An 18,715-nucleotide genomic window follows, 5' to 3' on the forward strand; every position below is an offset into this window, starting at 1 on the left:
AATTAAAATTCAACATTTACCCCAAAAACAAAAGATCTGGTTTGTGGATAAGTACCCCAGTCAATACCCTGTACAGCACCATTATTTCCCCATTGATTTACTTCAGGATCCATGCCGGAATAACCGGTAAGGGTCAAGAGATTGGTTGCAGTGAAATAAGGCTGAATACGTGAGATTCCCCAACGCTCTATCAGGCCACGGTTGAATTCGTAAGAAAGTGTAATGTCTTTCACTCTCAGGTAACTTCCATCCTCCACAAAATAAGACGAGGTCTTGATTTTGTAACCAGCTTTGGGCATATCGGTAATCTGACCCGGAATTCTCCAACGATCAAGTACAGCTGTTGATTGATTTTTAGCATCATACATCCCCTCAGTCTCTATTCTTGATGCATTATAGATGTCGTTTCCATAACTTCCCTGAAGCAGAATATTCAAGGACAAGCCTTTGTACGACAGAGTATTTGTCATGCCATAAGTAAAATCAGGATTGGGATCTCCAATATAGGTACGATCGGTAGTTGAGAGAATGCCGTCTCCATTAACATCCCGGTACATTAATTCCCCGGTTTCGGGGTCCACACCATCGCTGATATAACCATAGAACCCACCCAGTGAGCGTCCGGGTTCATTACGAACCGCATTTTCATTAACAAAATCACTGGTAACGGCATAACTGTAAACCTTGGTTAATTGAAGGTTGGTCAGTTCATTTCGGTTAAATGAGATATTGAAATTAGTATCCCAGGAAAAATTGTTTCTATTCATATTACGGGAGTTAACCATAAATTCAAATCCTTTATTGGTCATTTCCCCTTCATTGCGGGTTATGGTACTGGCAGCAGCAGAACCTGAAGGCAAACCAGTCACCATCAACATATCAGTAGTTTTTTTATAATACCAGTCCATATTAAATGTGAGTCGGCTTCTCAACACCGTCAAATCCAGCCCCACATTGGTCTGTGTTGTGGTTTCCCAGGTAAGATCTGTATTTCTAAGGTTGGCCTGACTCAGGTTAACAGTGGCATTACTTTTTCCTTCTTCCCACCAGTTTTGACGTTGAATATTGTAACGTTCCAGGTAAGCATAATCACCTAGTCCAGACTGGTTACCGGTTTGGCCATAACCACCACGAAGTTTCAAGTCATCCAGCCAGGACAGACTCTCCATAAACGGTTCCGACGAAAGACGCCAGGCACCTGAGACCGAAGGGAAATATCCCCACCTGTGGTCAGGATGTAATTTAGACGATCCGTCGGCACGCATATTCATGGTTATCAGGTATTTATCATCAAAATTATATCCCAAACGACCAAAATAAGACATTATAGTCCAGTCGGCCGAAAAAGTTCCATTTCCTTGAGATATTTTATTGGCAGCGTTGAGCGTTTTGATAGTTCCATCACGGAAGTGAGAAGCACTCTGATAACTCTGCGACCAGCGCGAAGTAGTCGCCGAACTACCCATCATCAGGTCAAAATCATGACGTTCTAAGGACTTTTTATAACTAAAAATATTATCATAAATCATAACCGTTCCCAAACTACGATTATCATTTGCCTGTCCAAAATTGGATCTTCCCCATGCTGTTTTTATGGGATCAAGAAACGACACCTCATGTGTATAAGTACGATCGAGTGTAACGGTTGATTTAAAATTTAAGTCAGGTGTAAATGTAATTTCTGCTTTTCCGGTCGCCAGCAAACGCTGATTATTGGTCTGATTGTCTTCACTACGTGACATATTCTCCACCGGATGTGTAATATTCACCCCATAGAAATTATTATAGTACTGTTCAGGGTTTTCCTCACTCCAAACGGGTGCATAAGTCGGAGTATTTATCACGGATAAAACCACCCCGGCTCTGTTAGCCCCGGTTCCGGAAATAATTCCGTTTCCGGTATAGTCCGAGTAAGAGACATTGGCTCCCACTTTCAGCCAGGAGCGAATCTCATTTTCTATGTTGGCTTTAAAATTGTATCGCTCAAAGAATGAAACTTTTACAACACCATCTTCCTTGCTGTAACCTCCTGAAATGTAATAATTGGTTTTATCATCTCCATTGGTGACAGACATCTGGTAATTGTGAGTCAGGGCCGTTTGATAAGTCTCATCATACCAATCAGTCCTGTCCGTAAGACTTTCCGGGAGATTCATATTCAGGCCCAAATCATCAATAAGGTCTCTATATTGAGAAACATTAAGGGGCTCAATGGTATTAGTAAGATCAGTCACGCCTACATGGCCATTGAAAGTGATTTTTGCAACTCCTGCCTGCCCGGATTTTGTGGTAATCATCACCACACCATTAGCAGCTCTGGATCCATAAATGGCAGCCGAAGAAGCATCCTTCAATATTTGCATACTCTCTATATCATTAGGTGTCAGATACGAGATATCGGTCATAGGAACCCCATCCACAACGTAAAGTGGATCATTGTTTCCATTCAGCGAGGTTGTCCCACGAACCCGGACAACCATCCCTGCACCAGGTGAACCGTTAGGCTTCATCACTGACACTCCTGCTGCACGTCCCTGAATAGCCTGGGCCACATTTGTTATGGGCTTTTTATCCAATTCCTTTGTTGAAACACTGGATATAGAAGTTGTTACATCTTTCTTTTTAACAGATCCGTAGCCGATTACGACCAATTCATCCAGTGTAGCTATTTCTTCCTTCATCCGGATGTCAATCACAGAGCGACCATCAACATTTTCTTCCGTAGATTTCATGCCGATGAAAGAAAAAACCAAAACGGCATCGGATGGCACTTCCAATGAGTATTGCCCATCCACATCAGTAATAGTACCCTTGGCAGTCCCCTTAATCACCACCGATGCTCCGGGGAGAGGCTCATCCATTCCGTCAGTGATTGTTCCCCGGACGGTTAACTCCTGAGCAGAAAGTTGATGTAAGGGAAAAAAAAGACAACCTAACAGGAGAAAACTCCAGAATAAATTACCTTTGAATAACTTCGCTTTTTTCATGGTTTAATAATTAGTTTAACACAAACCTTTTTTACAATTTCTAATTTGTTGTTCGAGTCAAGTGTAAACAACTCTTAAAATTGTAAAAGCGAAGTAAAATTTTCTCTGCCCCTTTTTAAAGAAAAGCGTTACATCATAGATACTCCACCCTGCCACCACAGGACTTCTTTTATACGTCATTGAAACACAATCAACTCACGCAATGAATCTTACATCTATTTATGCTATAAGAAAGATAAATCAGATTAGAGAAGTTTGTATGGTACTTCCCGAAGGAGAAAAGAAATTTTTGAACAATAAATATCACTATTGTTCAGGAAACCTGGAAAACAAAAATTAAAATTGCATCATCAAGCTTTCTTTAACCGGAGACCAGGAATTAATTATTTCACATAAAACCGTGAATTAAATTATTCAGAATTGAGAAACTGAATTCCTGGTTTTTCAAAAGAAATGTTCAGAGAAATAAAAAAGAAAAAAATCAGGAAGAAAAAAAGAAAACTACTCCTCATTTAAAGTCCTGTTGTATATGCAAAAAGAAAAACACACAATTACAACTGCCAATACCTTGCCAACTTCAAACTAACCCATCATAATGAGTTGCCTACGAAGAACCTTCAGAAATCAAAAGAAACAAGCGGATAACAGGTTTTTCGCAGATTAGAAAGAGTTGGATGCAACTCAGTGATAAAAAAATTGCGCCTTTGAGTCTCTGTGTTTAAGCTTTTATTACCGGCCTATTGTGGACTACAATACAAAAGAAAAAAAGACTAAGGCTTACAGAAACCTATTCACAACAGCGATAAGATCTTCTTTGCTCACTGGTTTTGTAATATAATCATTAAACCCGGACTCCATGATAGCCTCTCTGTCACCGGCCAGAGCAAAGGCAGTCTGTGCAATCAGCGGAATTGATTCATTGAAGGAACGAATTTCCCGTGCAGCTTCAATGCCGCTTTTTTCAGGCATTTTAATATCCATCAGCACCAGCATCACTTCGGGATGTTCACGTACAACGCTGACGGCTTCAACTCCGTTTTCGGCAATAATAACATTAAAGCCCTGACTGGAAAGAACCGCTTTAAAATAGGATGAACTTAATTTATCATCCTCTGCCAACAGAATGGTCGGTTTCACATCATTTTCTTTTGATGAATTCATCATTTGATTGTTTTTTTTCGGTACTGCAAGGTATAAAAAATTTGCATTTAACAGTCTCATTTTTACCTTGAAAACGTATTCATTACTTTTGTGCTAGAATAAAAAAAATAAAAAATTTATGAAATATTTTTGCCCCATTATAAAAATTACCTTATATTTGTATCGGGTTAGGGTTAAGGTTAAAGGGTTGTCGGTTCTACCGGCAGCCCTTTTTTATTTTCTTATTTTTCTATCCAACCCGCCTCGTAAACACCTGACCTCTAACCAAAAACCACCAATGTAATAAAATACACCAGTGGTTCTTTTATTTCCTGCAACCGGTTTCAAAAAGATTCATGCAACGATTTGCCCTATGGTAAACTGTTTTTTAGTTCCTGATACCTTTCGGCAAAAACATCCCCCACGTTTCCTCCCAGATTTTGATGATGCTCATAAATTTTTTCAATACGATCCGATGGATTGGGGTGGGTCTGAAAATAGACCATCCAGTCGGGATTATCGGCTTCAGTTCCCATCTTTTCGAAGAAATAAGCCACACCTCTGGCATCCCAGTCCGTTTTGTAGAGATACCTGACAGCAGACTCATCTGCCTCATATTCGTCATCACGGCTAAAAGCCAGTGCGGTAGCCTGCCCCCCAAGTTGCAAAAGAAGATCTTCTACCACGGTAGTCTCCTCTCCTGCAATCACCGACAGTAAGGTTTGTACCCCATACATTTTGGTCATTCGGTTGGTTGAATGCCTTTTGTCAGCATGAGCAAACTCATGAGCCATCACACCGGCGAGAGAAGCCTCATTGTCTAAAAACTTTATCAATCCCGTATAATAAAAAGTAGTTCCACCCGGAACGGCAAATGCATTCAGGATATCTTGGTCGATAATGTAAACATCCCAATCAAATTCATCCGCATATTTTATTTCACCCGTTGCCAAAAGCTTATCACGCATTTCTTCAATGTAGGCATAGGCTTCCGGATAGTCTCTCCTGCTGAGAATCGGATATTCCGATGGATTGGCAAGAATCTCCTGGGTCATCTGTTCGCCAAATTCAACATCCTGATTCACGGTAAAAAGATTTATTTTTCCTTCCTCACAGGAAAGAGTCAATACTGAAAAAAACAGCATTACAGCAAACAGTTTAAAACTTCTATTTTTCATATCAAAAAATTTGATTAACCCATCACACACAATTTCGCCAAAACAAAACAATTATTAAACCAAAACCATGGAATTTTAAGAATTTTCCTTTATTTTTCCTACCTGTTTAGTAGTATAACTTAAGTTTAAAACACACCACAATGATAAAGCATTTAAACAACACTAAATACGAAGAAGCAAAAAAATGGTTTAGAAATCACCCCAAGATTCTGGTTGCGCTTTCGGGAGGTGTCGATTCCTGTCTCGCAGCGTTTATGGGCCGGCATTTCCTGGGCAAACCCAATCTTATTGCTGTGATCGGAGATTCTCCTGCGCTGAAACGCCGGGATTTACATCAGGCCAAGGATTTTTGTATAACGCATGATATAAATTACCAGGTAATAGTGCCCGGAGAAATAGACGACCCCCGTTACAATTCCAATCCTGAAGACCGGTGTTTTTGGTGCAAAAATTCACTCTACACAGGAATGAAAAAACTAAAGGAAGAGCAATTCCCTGACCATACCATTATCAACGGCAGCAACAAGAGTGATTTAGGCGATTACAGACCAGGGTTAAAAGCTGCTGACCAATACCAGGTATTAAGTCCGCTCGCGGATTGTGGTTTTGAAAAAGAAGATATCCGGGAAATTGCCAGTTATTTTAATCTGAAGGAGTGGAACAAACCGGCAAGTCCATGCCTGAGCAGCCGTTTTCCTTATGGTGAAAGTATTTCCATAGAAAAACTCAAAATGGTTGAAAGGGCTGAGGCATTAATAAACAGTCATGGTTTTGTCGACGTAAGGGCGCGATACCGTGGTGGACAAGTCAGCATTGAAGTTCCCAGTGAAGAGGTTGGCCGGTTGAGTGAAATTTTGCCCAACCTCAAACCCTCCTTGCAGGAAATAGGATTTTCGGATGCCTTTGCGGATAAAGAAGGCCTGGTATCAGGGAAACTTAACCGGGTACTCTTAAAAAGAGGAAGCAATTCTGAGGATTCGGCACAATAACAACCTGCCCCGGCAAAAAAGACCATTTGCCGGGGCAGGTCAATTCTTTACCATTACTTATGAACAACCACAATACGTGTACAAGATTCCCGGCCCGAAACCGTCATCATCCGAACAAAATAAATCCCGTCTTTCAGATCATCTACAGAAACAGAGAACTCTTTTCCACCCGATAATTTTTTCTCTTTGACTTTAGTGCCAGCCATATTTATCAGTTCCACAGAATTCAGGGCATGCTCACCCCTGCCATAAATGAAATCTGAGGTGGGATTTGGCCAAAGTTCCACCTGGCTTTCTTCGGGTGCTTTGCTACTGTTGGCAACAAAGGAAGTCCATTCAAAATCATCTACCATGATTCTTTCCGTGCCCCGGGTAGGAGTCAGTCTGATAAGTATGTTATCGTTGCTGCTGTTGATGGTTCCTCCAAATGATTTCCATTCACTCAGGTCGTCCAGTGTTTCATTGGTTATCTGTGCCACCTCCACCCAGGTAACTCCTTCGTTAGTCGAGTATTCCAACTGGTAATATGGTCCGGGGTCATTATCCCAACGCCGGGTTTTCATGCTAAAAGTCCCCACACCTCCCGAAGCAATAGTAATGCGCCAGTCAACAGCGGTCACATCTTTGAGTTTCCATGCATAATTTCCCAGGGCTCCGGGCACACCATCCTGGTTGCTACCTGTAATGCGGCAGGCTTCTCCGCCGGTGGCACGAAAAGTTCCGTCTTCGTAGGCATGATCAGTGGCATAACCGGAAATGTAAGTGCCACTTTCACTACGCACCCATTTATCATCATCATCAAAATCAATAGACGTCTGGGATTTGACAGTTAAAGAAAGGAAGAACAAAAGGAGGGAAATAGAAATTACTTGTCGGAAAAGAGTAGAGTTTCTCATCATTTTTGGGTTTTAAGGGTTAAAAACTTATTTCATTAATGCTTAAGCATTTACGTAAAAATAAGAAAAACCATTAAAACTGTCAACAAAGACCTTAAAATCAAACGATTCCAAAATTTATTGAACCCAAAGCCACGCGACAGTCCAGCCCATTTACAGGCAATCAAAAAAAATTAAAATTCAATTTTATAACTAATGAAAGGAATTGCACTGGTAAAAAACTCATCCTCGATGGACTGGCTCTTAAGGTTATAGGTTTTGCCCTGATACTGTTTTCCTATTAAATTCTTCACTTGCAGGGCAAGTATGGAAGAGGAGCTCTTTCCGTTTATCCGGTATGTGATTGTTAAATCTGTATAGATCTCCAAATCGGAATACCTGTCTGAAAAACCTGCAGTTTCGTCGTACACAATATCTCCTGAAACATGAGAGGCCGCCTCGTCAACCGGATGATACCAGTGAGGTCCCATAGCAGTCATTCTCAGATTCAAGCCAAACAGATTCTTTTGCCTGATAGTCCACTCTTTTCCACCCAGCACATTAACCACATACCCGCCGTCGTAACGGCTACGCCGTTCGACCCCGTCGCCCCCTACATATTTGGAATCATACAAAGAACTACTCACCATGTAATATAATCCCTCATGCAGAAATCGCTCAATAGTAAGATCAAGCCCCAGATTGGTTCCCGTACCCCGGTTAACCAGCTCCTTATCAAACGACCAGTCATTCTTGAAATTGATCATAGAATAAGCACTTCCTGCCACCACCGGCACATCATACAACCTTTGATAGTAAGGTTCTACCTTCAGCCTGAAATTTCCGGAAGGAGACCAGTCGTAACCCAACACAAAATGATGTGCTTTGGAGCGTTCCAGTCTCTCATTTGGCAAAACAACACCTTGGGAGTCCTCACGTTCCACGAAATAGACAAACAATGGTTCGGTCTGACTGTGTTTTCCGTAGCCCAAAGAGAACCGATGCTCCGGATGCGCTTTCCAGGCGAAAGAAAATCTGGGAGTCAACAAAGTTTCATCATTTATCCGCAGCCAGGAAACATTAACCCCTCCGGTAAAAGTAAGTTTATCAGAAAGCTGATACTTTCCTTGTCCATGGGCCTGGAGTAACATAGTATTTCCCTCTCCGTTTAGAAACTCTTCATAGTTCCCGGAGCCCATATCTCTGACCTCCCCTTTAAGATTATAAAAAAGACTATTGGCATCAATGCCCGCCTTCCACGAAAGTTGTGTATTTACTTTATGGTTAAAAACGGAGGCAATAGTTACCTTTCCTTCCAAATTTTTCCCCTTATTCTTTGGAGTTAGAAAGTCCGGATTGTTTTCATCAAGTCTGATTTTCTCCTTGTTTAACTGCAGACTTATTCCAGATGCCAGGGTTGTTCGAATAAATGATTTATCAGAAATGGTTTTCTGATGAGTAATACCACCTGCCCCCATATTGTATTGAAAACTCATTCGTTCGCGGTTTTCAGGCGATTCCCATTTTTCCGGGTCATCATATCCTTTGGATGTAGTCTCACTTAGTCCGCCAACGCCCCACAACGAAAGAGTTCCCAAATTACCCGAAGGCATATTCAGATTAAAGGACAAATCCTGATAAACCGGAATCTCATTGCCATCACTGGTTTCAGGCAAAAATTGAAACACCAGAGCCATGGTTGAATATCGGTAATTAAACAAAAATGAACCCTGCCCTCCTATACTAAAAGGCCCCTCAGAAGCTATCTCCACACCTTGAACCCCAACCTGAAAACTGTGTTCATATTTTCGATTATTTCCTTTCCGCAATTTCATATCAAAAACTCCCGCGGTAGCATTTCCATACTCGGCAGGAAATGCCCCAGTGTAGAAATCGGAATTAGCCAAAACCTGACTGCTAAATATGGATAATGCACCTCCCCCGGCAACATTTCCTCCGGCAAAATGACTTGGAACCGGAATATCGATCCCCTCAAGTCGCCACAACAACCCTTTAGGCGCATTACCCCGCACTACAATAGCATTAACATTAAGCCCGGCAGTGGTAACTCCTGCAAAATTTCCTGCCATGCGAGCAGGATCGTCCAGCGTTCCTGCATATCTCCGGGCTTCCTCCACCGAGAAAGTACGTGCACTAATCATTGCCATACTATTTTGAGGTTGATCCTTACGTAAAGAAGATCTGATAACCACCTCATCCAGCTCAGCAATTCGCTCCTCCATCTTTATTTCCAATACAATCTCCTTGGCCGAGCCCACAACAATTTCAGGAATAACAACGGGCTCATATCCCACAAAACGAGCCTCTAAAGTATATCGGCCAACAGCAACTTCTGAAAATAAAAACCTCCCATCCATATCCGTAATAGTCCCTTGCTCAGATTCTCTGATAACAATATTGGCTCCCGGCAGAGTTTCCCGGGTTGAAGCATCCTGAACTACCCCCCTCAGGGTTTGGGTAGGTTTTTGAGAAAGGACAATAATATTTATACAAAAGAGAAAAAAGAATACAACTCTGATTTTCATAAAAAACTTCCTTAGGTTATTAGTTTTTTTTAGAAGTCAAAAATAAAAAGATTGCCCATTGAAGCCAACAGAAACTTCCATAAGCCAACGAAAAAACCTGATAAAACAAGAATGGAGCTTTTATTTATCCTTCGGCTCCGCCGTTCTGTTTACAAAAAAAGTTGTCACAAATTTGGAGGCAAGCAAAATTCCTTCAATCAAGTGTTCGCCTGGCTCTTACGCTTTGCTTGTCAATGAGAGCCAATCGGAGGAATTCCGCTCAACTTAGGTGTAAAAAAGAATCGCAAGTTCCATCCTGCTTAAAAAAATTTTTTTATACGGTTGTAGAATCCGTAAAAAAAAACCTTGTTGCAAGATAACACTTTGGTATAGCTACGGATTCGATGGGGGGCTCAAAAACCTCATTATCTGGGAGTTACAAGCACCGTGCAATCATGAATAAATAGGCCTTTTTCAGGAATTCGCAAAGGTTTACCGATGTGTTGACGCATGAACAATCCTCATTTTTTCCGAACAATCCAGACATCCTGTGGCAACCATCTTCCTTTTTCAGGAACAGGTACCTCATGCTCCAGAACATCCACCTTTGCGAATAGTTTTTCCATAAATGCAGAAGGCTGAAAAGCAGAATAAGTCCGGTGACCTTCTTTCACTTTGCCACGGACAATTAACTCTCCTGCCTCGAATTGCTGGCATTCCCGTGAAGTAAGTTTCTCTTTAAAATTGGCCCCATGTGTAGTAACCAACATTACACCTCCGGGCTTCAGAACACGGTGGAGTTCTTCAAACCATTCCTGATGCATCCGGGAAGATAGATGTGTGAAAATAGAAAGTCCGTAAATGGCATCAAAGAAATCGTTGGGATAGGGCAACTGTGCCTCCAGAGCATTGTTATTAAATTCAATTCCCTGCAGGTTTTTGCTGCACCAAGATATGCTTTTTGAGTTGTAGTCGGTTCCATAACAATACCAGTTATCACCCAACAAACCAGGAAGATGACGAATAATGCGTCCCGGGCCACACCCCCAATCTAAAATATTCCCCGATTCAAGAGTCTTATGTTTACGGATTTTATCCACAACCCAACGGGCAGATTCAATGCTTTCGGTAAAGTACTTGTGATAATTAATCTGGAATGATTCGTATATCAAATAATCGGGCGGAAGTTTAACCCCTGGATTTTCCAACCTGAATAACCGATTAATTTTCCGGTTTTTGAATCTCTGATAAAAATAGCGCATCCAGTCTGCAAAATATATCAACCTTAACTGTCTTAAAAAATTGGAAATCGACCCTTTTCTCATAGAAAAAACATTTTTTGAGAGCACTCCTGACTTTCAACATCTCCAAAAATACATTTTTTTAAGGAATAGCAGTTATCTTTGCCCTTCTTCTAAAATTGCAAACAATGATAATACTCGATCATCCATACGTCTCCCAAATTCTGGAAGACACTATCTTAAAAAATAACTATCCGGTTCTTAAAAACAAGGCATCTGAAGAATTAAACCTCAGAGAAGATCTCCCGTTCCTGGATGACCATGCTTTTGCTGAGGCCATAAAAGGGAAAGATTTCCCATTGGTTTACACCAACTCCGAAAATTCCATTGAATGGATCAGCCGAAACCTGGATTTCACCCCACTGCCAGAACTGATATCGAATTTTAAGGACAAAGTAAAATTCAGAAGACTGATAAAGGCCATGTATCCGAACTTCTTCTTCAGAGAGGTAAGTTTTGATGATTTGGAAAAGATATTCCACGGAGAACTGCCCTACCCCTTCATCATCAAGCCTTCAGTAGGTTTTTTCAGCATTGGAGTGCATGTAGTAAACGATGCTGCAGAATGGGTAAAAGTGGTGGCTAAGCTAAAATCTGAAATCGATTCTCTGGGCCGCAACTTCCCGGGCGAAGTAATTAACGTCTCCACTTTTATTCTTGAAGAAATTATTCCGGGCGATGAATTTGCGGTAGATGTCTATTACGACCGGGCCGGAAAACCTGTGGTCCTGAACATCCTGAAACATTTATTTTCTTCGGCCGAAGACGTAAGCGACAGGGTTTACATCACCTCAAAACAAATCATCGAAGACCACCTTGAATCATTCACACGGTTCCTGAGCAAGATGGGCGACCTTATTGAGTTACGTGGTTTCCCCATGCACATTGAGTTCAGAGTAGATTCTAAAAACAACATAGTTCCCATAGAAGTAAACCCCATGCGATTTGCCGGATGGTGTGTGACCGATATTGCCTGGTATGCATTTGGCATTAATGTTTATGAATATTTCTTTGAGCAAAAACAGCCCGACTGGAAAAACATTCTGAAAGATAAAAACGATGACATCTTCAGCATGGTAGTTGCTGATTTGCCCGGTGACATTCCGGCAGAAAAAATCAGGAAAATCGATTACCTGAAGTTCCAAAACTATTTTGAGGAGCCATTGGAATTAAGGAAAATCGATTACAAAAAGCATGGTGTTTTTGCGTTTCAGTTTGCTCGAACCAGCTATAAAAACAGAAAAATGCTGGAGGATATTCTCAAATCCGATCTTAAGGAGTTTCTTATAATGAAAACTCGCTAGAGACAATTTTTAATACTTGAACCATATAAGAAAACCTGTCCAAAATAAATATCTTCAAGCTGCTGCAGACCGACCTTTGCAGGTGAGCCTAAAAACAAAGTTGTTTTGTATTAATTCGGAACCCATTCAATTTTTTCCCGTACAAACTTAACATACTTCCCTCCCCGCCATTATTTTATCCGTGAAACACAAACTACTTTGTTATGAAAAAACTTTTTCTATTCCTGCCTTCCCTTATTCTGCTTGCTTGTCAGCCGACACAAACCCCCTCCGGACTCAAAGAGAATGCCTCATTCCCTGTGGGAACAGCCATCCGGGCTCATCAAATAATCAACGACAGCGCAATGCAAGCCATTGTAGCAAAAGATTTTAACAGCATCACCCTGGAAAACAGCATGAAAATGTATGCTGTTCATCAGTCAGAAAGTGATTACACCTGGGACCACGTGGATGATGTGGTAGATTATGCACAACAAAATCAACTCCGCCTGCATGGCCACGCCTTCATCTGGCACTCGGGGACGCCCCGCTGGATAAACGAAATGGCTCCTGACAGTGCTAAGCTTGATCAAATCATGGAAGAGTACATCCTTACTTACGGCAGTCGTTACAAAGGAAAAGTTGCCGGATGGGATGTGGTTAATGAGGCACTTTTGGACAGCACCGGAACATACAGAGAATCTATCTGGTACGAAACCATGGGCGAAGGCTATATTGCCCGTGCATTTGAACTGGCTCATCAGGCCGATCCAGAAGCAGTCCTGTTTTACAATGATTTCAATATTGAGCGGGACACCGTAAAACTGCATGCTATGCTGCGAATGGTGGATAAACTCAAAGCTCAGGATGTACCCATCTCAGGAATTGGTTTCCAAATGCACATCAGGATGGATACCGACGAAGAAACCGTGGAATATGCACTAAAAAAAGCTGCTGAAACCGGTTTGCAAATCCATCTTTCGGAAATTGACATCATCTTTAACAAACATGACGATACCCCCGGTGGCGGAATACAGATTTACGACGAACTAACCGAAGAAATGCTCCAGGCCCAGGCCGAAAAATACCAATGGCTTGCTGAAGCATACATTCGAAATGTACCGGCAGAGCAGCGTTATGGAATGACTGTATGGGGTTTCAGCGACAAACATTCCTGGATTCCTTCGTTCTTTAATCTGAATGACTGGCCATGCCTCTTCGACGAAAACATGGACCCCAAACCGGCTTATCACGGTTATATGAAGGGATTGGGTAATTCCAAATAAAATACAGCAATAATATTCAAAAAGGCTTCACGGTTAGTGGGGCCTTTTTTGATTTAGAAAGAACTGTAAGGAAATGCCGATTTTTGTGCGAACAAATAAGTAATCCCGTACACCCTCCAATAAGTAAAAGGTTGTTGTCAAAAAGGGGATTTGCAAAAGTCTGACAGCACACTAATGAGAATAGCGGAATAATCAGGTGTTTCTTAATTCTGTCGTTACAAAATCTGATACGAAGCAGAAAACTTCAGTCAACCACAAAAAATCCAAATCTTTTTGACCATTATGGTGGAAATGCTCCTTATTTCATTTTCATCAATTCATGTATTTCATTCAAATGTAATTTAAGATGTTCAGGAAACCCGATGATAATATCTTCTAATGAAACAGGTTTTATGAAACCATCCGTCCAAAGATTGTTCAAATCCTTTTCATTCACCTGACTCATTATGTACGAAAGATGAAAACCGTAAAGTTTCCAGAACTGAACTAAATTAACCCAATCGGCATTTTCATAATTCTGAATATGAATCCATGTGTCGTTGTCCGGTTGATAATCCGGAAAATATAGTCGCTTTAAATATTGTAACCGAACAATGCGATGATGGTTATTAACAGAAGAATCAACCAAGTGTCCCAAAATTTGCTTTATATTCCTGTTTTGGCTGTTTCTATTAACGGTGATTTGCTCCTCTGTCAAATTCATTAAAATATTTTCCCAATTCGAAATCAATTCTTCAGTTTGTTGGGATGCTCGTTTGATTCGTTGAATTTTCTCCATGCTTCTTGTTTTTTAATTCATTCAAAACTATGGATTTGACAAATAGTAAAAAAGCGAAATGTTCTCATCAAAAACATGAGAAATATTCATGGATTTAAACAAATTAGATTAATTATATTTGTTTTATGGATTTCAAATATGTCAAACTTATTTCGACAATTGTTGATTGTGGAAGTATCACAAGAGCTGCTCAGGTATTAAATCTGACACAATCCGCTCTTAGTCACCAGTTAAAAGTAATTGAAGACCAAAAGGGCATCCGGTTTTTCACTCGCTCAAACCGCAAACTAAATCTAACTCCTGCAGGTAGGATGGTTTATGAGGCCTCCGGCAAAATCCTGTCAGAGATTAACAGACTAGAATCAAATCTAAAAGATATAAACAAACTAAACAATGGCTCTTTAAGGTTGAGTGCGGCCTGTACAACAAGCTATCATTGGCTCCCCAAACTTTTGCAATCCTTTAAAACGCATTATCCCAATATTCACATTGATATCGTTTTGGAAAATTCTTCAAATCCCATTAACGAGATAATCAAAGGAAAGATTGATGTTTCCATCGTCGTATCCCCAATTGAGAATAAGAATATCGAGTATAAATTTCTCTTTGATGATGAATTAGTGGCAGTTTTCTCAAAACAACATAAATTCAACAAGAAACAGTTTTTAATTGCCAAAGATTTTAGAGATGAACATTTAATAATTCACTCAAAGCCCCTCAATTCAGTTGTTTTCTATGAGCAGATTTTAAAGCCAAAAGGTATTGAACCAATCAAAATTTCGGAACTCCCACTCACCGAAGCGACCATTGAATTAATCAAAATAAATTATGGTGTAGCAGTTATGTCAAAATGGTCAATTCAACCTTATTTAGACTCTGATGCTGTTTCATTCAAGAGGATTAATCGGAATGGGTTTTACAGACCTCACTATGCAGCAATTCTAAAATCTTCAAAACATCCGGAATACATCAACCATTTTATTTCATATTTATCGAAAGGTCTCTGATGGGATAGAGCATATTGGGTGTGGGAATGCACCTGGGCTAATACGTAAGATACGCTCGAGCTTTTTATTTATCTCACCTTAATACTGTAACTCCATAGTATTCAATGGCTTTAAGCTTCCGGCCATCATCTATTCTTTTTGTGTTCATATTTTTGACCGCTAAAGATCGGAAATCCAATGTATCGATAACTTTAGGGGGTCAACATGCTGCGGAATAATCAACGAAAATCTATCTCAAAAGGGGGTCAACATCCGCCGGAATGACAGTTTTTTTTTCATCTTAATTTGAAGTGAAATCTCTCCGATTTTAGGAGGTCAGCTTGGTCCCCACCATTGACATATTAAAGTTTTGTTATGGCCCTTTTGGCTCTTTTATTCACCTAGTCGTGTTGATAATTTTTAATCCTTTTTTCTCAAGAACACTTTCAAGTTTTCTCCAATCTTTCTGGAGGAAATTATCAACCGGAAAAGATTTGCTATTATCATCTATTAAAATTATTCTAATATTTATAGGTGATTTGGTTCTGGGTCTTTCAATAATGATTTCTTTAATCTCATTTAATCTAAAGGTTTTTCCCCAGGGGAAGTAATAATTCTCAACTCTCAGATAATTTTCAGATACGCCAACTTTCGCCATGGCTATAAAGGCAAGTGATGTAATTAAAAGTCCAAGAAGTACGATTACAGACACTCCTCTTGCTTGGTCGTTTGTTGCTAAAAGAAAGATATAAATAAGAGCGAATCCTATTATTGGGAAATAAGTGCGAAGTGAAAATATTGGCATTCTTGAAATAAAACTGAATTCTTCAAATCTTGTTTCATTTCTTTGAATTCGCTCCAAAGAAAGTGGAGTAAAAGAATTTAGGTCAAAATCTTCTTGCCGGTTAAATGAATCCAATCCTTTTTTTATTACTTGAGAAATCCGGATAGAGTTTTTATACAAAGGATAGTGAATTAGAATAGCTTTGGTTCCTGAGTTTCTAATAATTTGGATAGCCCTTAATCTCATGACACCATCCCGACTTTGGAAATTTATTTCCTTTATATCGCTCCATTTAATCACTATCCGTTCTTTCTTATTTGTTAATTGAATCCCACTTTTCAGAACCTCAATATCTTGTTTTAACGGATGAGTTCTAAAATAAAAAAACAAAAAACCTCCATAAAACAACATTAGCATTGACATTGCAAATGTTGATTCCGGAATAAACAAAATGGTCAACACAAGCATACCAAATAAGATTAGTAAACTTAATCCAATTTGAAAACAATATATTATCCAATATGTCTTATTATTAATGCTTTTCATTGTTTTCATAAGTTTGGACACCACAAGCATTCGTATAAAATGTAGCGGATAACTTCCGTTATCACTGACTGCCGACGCCAAATTTGAGGCAATTGCCTGTGAACGAAAGAACGGTGTGCGTCAGAAGTCTGAGTTTAATTCGAAACTATAATTATAATCAATTAGCTTTCTTTCTGTATGATTATCAATCCAGGCTTTTTCTTTATGACTGATTTCAATTATCTCGTTGGTCGATGTTTTTTTAAATCTTTCTGCAACCGACTCTAATATTTTTAATTCATTTTCAGTAAACAATTCCTCTTCAAAAGTCTTGTTTGGATTCGGCTTAAATTGCTCTCCCGTGCCACCATCGGCAAAACTGGCATAATAGATGTCTATTTCGCCTTTATTGGCTATATATTCAAAAATACTGTTGAAATTATTGGGTACAGGCCCCATTGGAATCGCCCTATACAGAACACCACTCATCGAAAAACCTGATTGTTTGTGCATGATAAAGTCAGCATAAAATAACAGTTTGTTCAACTTAGTTTTCCAAGGTTCAAGCTTTTGGGTGAAAAACACAACCATTTCAGAAAATTTCCTAAAATCAGGTGTTTTATATCCTGTTAAACTATTGGGAAGGCAAGTGCCAAAGAAGTAATATTCCAATTGTTTTTCAAATTGGTTCTTCTTTTCTTCTTCCAATAAGATATCAATTGTTTTATGTGTCTTTTCAATAAATTTCTGGTCAAGTGTTGTGCAGTAATTAACCAATTTTTTAAACTCATGCGGGTCGTCAGCTAACTGGATTAATTTGGCGTTTGATTGGTTTGGAACCTCACCACCTTCATAGTGCCGATATCCATTAGTGCCAAAACCTAATATCTCGGACATTTTTGCTGCCGAAAGATTGTATTTTTCCCGAATTGAAATAATTTGTTCAGGAAATGGGATGTTGTATTTTACCCTGTATTGATTTACTAATTGATTGTAATTCAATTGGGCAAATGCATCATCCTCAAATTGTTCGCCTGTATCTTCGCATTTGTACGAATGAAATAACACCTTGAATTCGTCTTTGCGAAAACTCATGGTTCTCCACTCATTTACAATGCTCATTTCTTTACCTGTAAATGGACTTTTCATGATGTTTATTTTAAAAATGGATAATTCATAGAGTATTCGGCAATATGAAATGAAATACAAACCACTCTGTTGTTTTCATTTCCCATACTTACTTTGATATACACTTCTTTCTTTTTTACTTGCTTACCAAAAACCCACATAGGCAATATGCCATGCATTTTTTCGTCTAAAGGGCCTTGCGAATAATCTTCTGCTTTTAACGAACTTATAATTTCTTTACGTTTGGCAGGTGAAATTTCTAAATCGTGAAGCGTTTGTTGATTCTTGCCACGATCATCAAAAAACAGTATTCCGAAAATATCCATTTTCACCTTTAGTTCCTTTAAGTATGTTTCAACTTCTTGTTTTGATGCCATGTATAAATTGAATTCGGTGTAAAGATACGTTTAGTTTTCTACATTATTCAACTTTAAGATTTGTTTTTTAATGATATCAACCAATAAATCAAACTTTATAATTGTTTCTCCATGAATTAAACCTCCTGTCAATTTACTGAAATCATTGCATACAAGTTGGCAAAAAAAGTATATGCCTGGGTGCAAGGGAAGGTTGCAAGGTAGGACAGCCACACTGTTGCTCTTGTACGCTGGTACGTTCCTGTCAAGAAGCTAAATTCTTTCTCATTTTAGTTTTAAAAACACTGTATTTATCTGCTAATCTTTTTTTTAACTTAACCAAAACAAGCACCTAAATAAAATATTGGGGGATTGATGGGATCGTCACTGACGGCCTTTACCAAAATAGGTCAGGAACAATAAAAACCTCAATCACTTAACTATCCCGGTCTTTCACACGCCATTGCAGCCAGTCATTTGTTTCTTAACTCATTTTTATTGTTCTGACATTTCAAAAATACATAGTCAATAAAATTGCAACACTTAACCTCCAATTAAGCGTAGCTAACATACGCTTAAAATTGGAGCCTACGT

At 39.5% G+C, this 18,715-nt stretch carries 14 protein-coding genes and 1 pseudogene; 5 read left to right on the top strand and 10 right to left on the bottom strand.

Annotated features, from left to right (window positions below):
* Nucleotides 1-2: 2 nt before the first annotated feature.
* From QZZ43_RS08985 to QZZ43_RS08995, 3 genes are all read right to left on the bottom strand, one after another.
* The gene (locus tag QZZ43_RS08985) at nucleotides 3-2,987 is read right to left on the bottom strand and encodes a TonB-dependent receptor (RefSeq protein ID WP_291858060.1); all 2,985 of its coding nucleotides are present in this window, start codon (nucleotides 2,985-2,987) and stop codon (nucleotides 3-5) included.
* A gap of 777 nt (nucleotides 2,988-3,764) precedes the next feature.
* Nucleotides 3,765-4,151 (bottom strand): response regulator, encoded by a 387-nt coding sequence (locus QZZ43_RS08990; protein WP_291858063.1) that lies wholly within the window; start codon nucleotides 4,149-4,151, stop codon nucleotides 3,765-3,767.
* Nucleotides 4,152-4,498: 347 nt separating this feature from the next.
* Complete coding sequence (locus tag QZZ43_RS08995; protein WP_291858066.1) at nucleotides 4,499-5,305, bottom strand: M48 family metalloprotease; 807 nt, start codon at nucleotides 5,303-5,305, stop codon at nucleotides 4,499-4,501.
* 140 nt (nucleotides 5,306-5,445) lie between these two features.
* Between QZZ43_RS08995 and larE the strand changes: the two genes are divergently transcribed.
* A complete protein-coding gene (larE, locus tag QZZ43_RS09000; RefSeq protein WP_291858068.1) occupies nucleotides 5,446-6,294 on the top strand; it encodes an ATP-dependent sacrificial sulfur transferase LarE in 849 nt (282 codons plus the stop codon).
* A gap of 53 nt (nucleotides 6,295-6,347) precedes the next feature.
* Here the strand turns inward: larE and QZZ43_RS09005 are convergent, their stop codons facing one another.
* The 3 genes from QZZ43_RS09005 to QZZ43_RS09015 form a co-directional block, all read right to left on the bottom strand.
* Nucleotides 6,348-7,190, bottom strand: coding sequence for a T9SS type A sorting domain-containing protein (locus QZZ43_RS09005; RefSeq protein ID WP_291858071.1), 843 nt, complete (start codon nucleotides 7,188-7,190; stop codon nucleotides 6,348-6,350).
* A 173-nt stretch (nucleotides 7,191-7,363) separates the two neighbouring features.
* Entirely contained in the window at nucleotides 7,364-9,715 is a 2,352-nt protein-coding gene (locus QZZ43_RS09010; RefSeq protein WP_291858073.1) for a TonB-dependent receptor, read from the bottom strand.
* A 500-nt stretch (nucleotides 9,716-10,215) separates the two neighbouring features.
* A complete protein-coding gene (locus QZZ43_RS09015; protein ID WP_291858076.1) occupies nucleotides 10,216-11,019 on the bottom strand; it encodes a class I SAM-dependent methyltransferase in 804 nt (267 codons plus the stop codon).
* A 104-nt stretch (nucleotides 11,020-11,123) separates the two neighbouring features.
* On the opposite strand from QZZ43_RS09015, the gene QZZ43_RS09020 reads away from it, so the two are divergent.
* Nucleotides 11,124-12,299 (top strand): ATP-grasp domain-containing protein, encoded by a 1,176-nt coding sequence (locus QZZ43_RS09020; protein WP_291858079.1) that lies wholly within the window; start codon nucleotides 11,124-11,126, stop codon nucleotides 12,297-12,299.
* A 203-nt stretch (nucleotides 12,300-12,502) separates the two neighbouring features.
* Entirely contained in the window at nucleotides 12,503-13,564 is a 1,062-nt protein-coding gene (locus QZZ43_RS09025) for an endo-1,4-beta-xylanase (protein WP_291858081.1), read from the top strand.
* 298 nt (nucleotides 13,565-13,862) lie between these two features.
* Here the strand turns inward: QZZ43_RS09025 and QZZ43_RS09030 are convergent, their stop codons facing one another.
* On the bottom strand, nucleotides 13,863-14,342 hold the full coding sequence (locus QZZ43_RS09030; protein WP_291858084.1) for a hypothetical protein: 480 nt from the start codon (nucleotides 14,340-14,342) through the stop codon (nucleotides 13,863-13,865).
* Nucleotides 14,343-14,467: 125 nt separating this feature from the next.
* Here QZZ43_RS09030 and QZZ43_RS19605 point away from each other — a divergent pair.
* Nucleotides 14,468-14,641, top strand: a pseudogene (locus QZZ43_RS19605) (LysR family transcriptional regulator); the annotation flags it as partial.
* A 12-nt stretch (nucleotides 14,642-14,653) separates the two neighbouring features.
* Complete coding sequence (locus QZZ43_RS09035; RefSeq protein ID WP_291858087.1) at nucleotides 14,654-15,349, top strand: LysR substrate-binding domain-containing protein; 696 nt, start codon at nucleotides 14,654-14,656, stop codon at nucleotides 15,347-15,349.
* A gap of 376 nt (nucleotides 15,350-15,725) precedes the next feature.
* Here the strand turns inward: QZZ43_RS09035 and QZZ43_RS09040 are convergent, their stop codons facing one another.
* From QZZ43_RS09040 to QZZ43_RS09050, 3 genes are all read right to left on the bottom strand, one after another.
* Nucleotides 15,726-16,667 (bottom strand): hypothetical protein, encoded by a 942-nt coding sequence (locus QZZ43_RS09040; RefSeq protein ID WP_291858090.1) that lies wholly within the window; start codon nucleotides 16,665-16,667, stop codon nucleotides 15,726-15,728.
* A 111-nt stretch (nucleotides 16,668-16,778) separates the two neighbouring features.
* On the bottom strand, nucleotides 16,779-17,786 hold the full coding sequence (locus QZZ43_RS09045; protein ID WP_291858093.1) for a type II toxin-antitoxin system antitoxin SocA domain-containing protein: 1,008 nt from the start codon (nucleotides 17,784-17,786) through the stop codon (nucleotides 16,779-16,781).
* 5 nt (nucleotides 17,787-17,791) lie between these two features.
* Nucleotides 17,792-18,142, bottom strand: a complete 351-nt coding sequence (locus QZZ43_RS09050) for a toxin (protein WP_291858096.1) — start codon at nucleotides 18,140-18,142, stop codon at nucleotides 17,792-17,794.
* Nucleotides 18,143-18,715: the final 573 nt, after the last annotated feature.

Source organism: Marinilabilia sp. (assembly GCF_016278715.1).
Classification (GTDB): Bacteria; Bacteroidota; Bacteroidia; order Bacteroidales; family Marinilabiliaceae; genus Marinilabilia.